The organism is Verrucomicrobiia bacterium (assembly GCA_035460805.1).
In the GTDB taxonomy this organism is placed as follows: Bacteria; Patescibacteriota; UBA1384; order CAILIB01; family CAILIB01; genus DATHWI01.
This window is the reverse complement of record DATHWI010000071.1, coordinates 1-1,638: the sequence shown is the minus strand read 5'-3', so window position 1 is coordinate 1,638 and position 1,638 is coordinate 1. Positions and strand designations below refer to the sequence as shown.

The window sequence follows — 1,638 nt, the reverse complement described above, 5'->3', positions numbered from 1 at the left end:
AAGAGAACAGTTCGCCAGTTTGGCGTGGACGTGGATCAAGCTGGCCGATGATCTAGAGCGGAATCTTACTTTCCTTGCCGCGCTCGATGGTGAGACTGACGCGGAGAGTTCCGCCTGAACCCGCTTGGCCAGGAGAGTAATTGCGTGCTCTCACTCCGTCCACCGCAGCCGAACGGGTTCTCTATTTTGCCAGCCCTCTTACCGTAGCATGGCGGAGCAATTTGCTTCCTGCCAAATGCTTCACCTCCTCAACAAGCTTGGGGTGGCACCACTTAGCATCCGTCAGGCGTATGGGAAGGTGACGGGTCATGAATCGAGTCACTGGAATCATTTGCATTGGAATGTCGAGAAGGGTTTCGGTTTTGCCAAACGTCGCCCTATCACAAAGGCGGGCGGAGGCGTTGTTGAAATGCAGGAAGACGAGCGAGATTTGCTCAAGGAGCGAAGGGCGTCATAGCGGCAAACCTTCTTCCGACCGCGCCTCTCGCACGGCGGGACGAGCACCAACCCGCTCCAAAAAGGCTACGAGTTTAGGCCAACGCCTCATGTCTATTTTTTGAATCTTGGACCAGCTCAGAACGGTGTAGGCATAAGCATCGGCAATCGTAAAGTTTTCCCCGGTAAGATAAGGGTTGTCGCCTAGCTGGCGCTCAAGAATGTCAAATCGCTTAGACAAATTCTCGGTAATGATCTTGCGTCCCTCTTTAGTGGTGCGAGGGTCAAACAGAGGTGAAAAGCCCTTGTGCAGTTCGGTGGCGATGAAGTGCAGCAATTCCAGAAAGCGCCACCGGTCCATGCCCTCGGATATGCCTAGCTGCGATGGTGGCTTGTCGGCGAGATATTGGAGAACCACGGCGTTCTCGGTGAGTACCTTGCCACCGTCAATTTCAAGGGCAGGAACCGCGCCCTTTGGATTGATGCTCAGATAATCCCGACCGCTCTCCGTCTTTTTGGATTTGAGGTCCACTTTCTCCAAATCGATATCGAGCCCTGCCTCTCTCGCCACGATGTGAGGTGCCAGCGAGCAAGCTGCTGGAGAATAGTAGAGCTTCATGGTTGCACGCTTAGGTACGTGTGAGGGTTCGTGCTACTTCTTCGAGTTTCTGACGATCATTTCCCGCACGTCTGATAAGCTGACGGACCTCATCGGCGCTCAAACCGAACTTCTGAAATAAACCTGAGGTGGCCATTTCGGTTCCCTCTCCTCGCGTAGACTGAAGCCATTCAACGCCGCAGGTACAAAGTCCCTCACTGCTGTTTGCTGAATGCACTCGCTGAGTCAGGGAAGATAGCTTTGGTGAGAATGAAGCGTCCACCTGAGGCCGAAGGGGCCGACGTATATAGAAGAAGCCCCGGACTGTCCGACGCCAGGGCTTCTTCCGTTCTTGAGAAGAGAGGTGATGGTTCAGGGAGAACCCATCACCAGCACCTAATTTAATAGGGACAACTTTGGTCAACAAGCCTATGCGAAGAAGCCCCGGTGGGGGGACCCGGGCTTCTAGGTGCTTTCGCGTTTGGGATAGGCTTTTGGGGAGGGCTGTTAGGGAGGCCTATCCAACCTGCGTGTTGAACGTGCGGCAGTCACAATCGTTCCCGAGGCCGAGGGGTAAGCGTTAGTCCGTAGCCCAGGGTTATCCC

Annotated in this window: 2 protein-coding genes; one reads left to right on the top strand and one right to left on the bottom strand. The window is 54.5% G+C overall.

Annotation, left to right across the window (positions count from 1 at the left end; genetic code table 11):
* Positions 1–208: 208 nt before the first annotated feature.
* Positions 209–457 carry a hypothetical protein gene (locus VLA04_02270; GenBank protein ID HSI20511.1) on the top strand — a complete coding sequence of 83 codons (249 nt, stop codon included), beginning with the start codon at positions 209–211 and terminating at the stop codon, positions 455–457.
* On the opposite strand, the gene gstA is transcribed toward VLA04_02270, so the two are convergent.
* The gene (gene gstA / locus VLA04_02265) at positions 452–1,054 is read right to left on the bottom strand and encodes a glutathione transferase GstA (GenBank protein HSI20510.1); all 603 of its coding nucleotides are present in this window, start codon (positions 1,052–1,054) and stop codon (positions 452–454) included. The two genes, VLA04_02270 and gstA, sit on opposite strands and share 6 nt — an antisense overlap.
* Positions 1,055–1,638: the final 584 nt, after the last annotated feature.

Bases quoted from the DNA above. Each gene is read 5' to 3' on its own strand.
- VLA04_02270 (HSI20511.1), top strand. From the start codon at position 209: ATGGCGGAGCAATTTGCTTCCTGCCAAATGCTTCACCTCCTCAACAAG.
- gstA (HSI20510.1), bottom strand. From the start codon at position 1,054: ATGAAGCTCTACTATTCTCCAGCAGCTTGCTCGCTGGCACCTCACATC.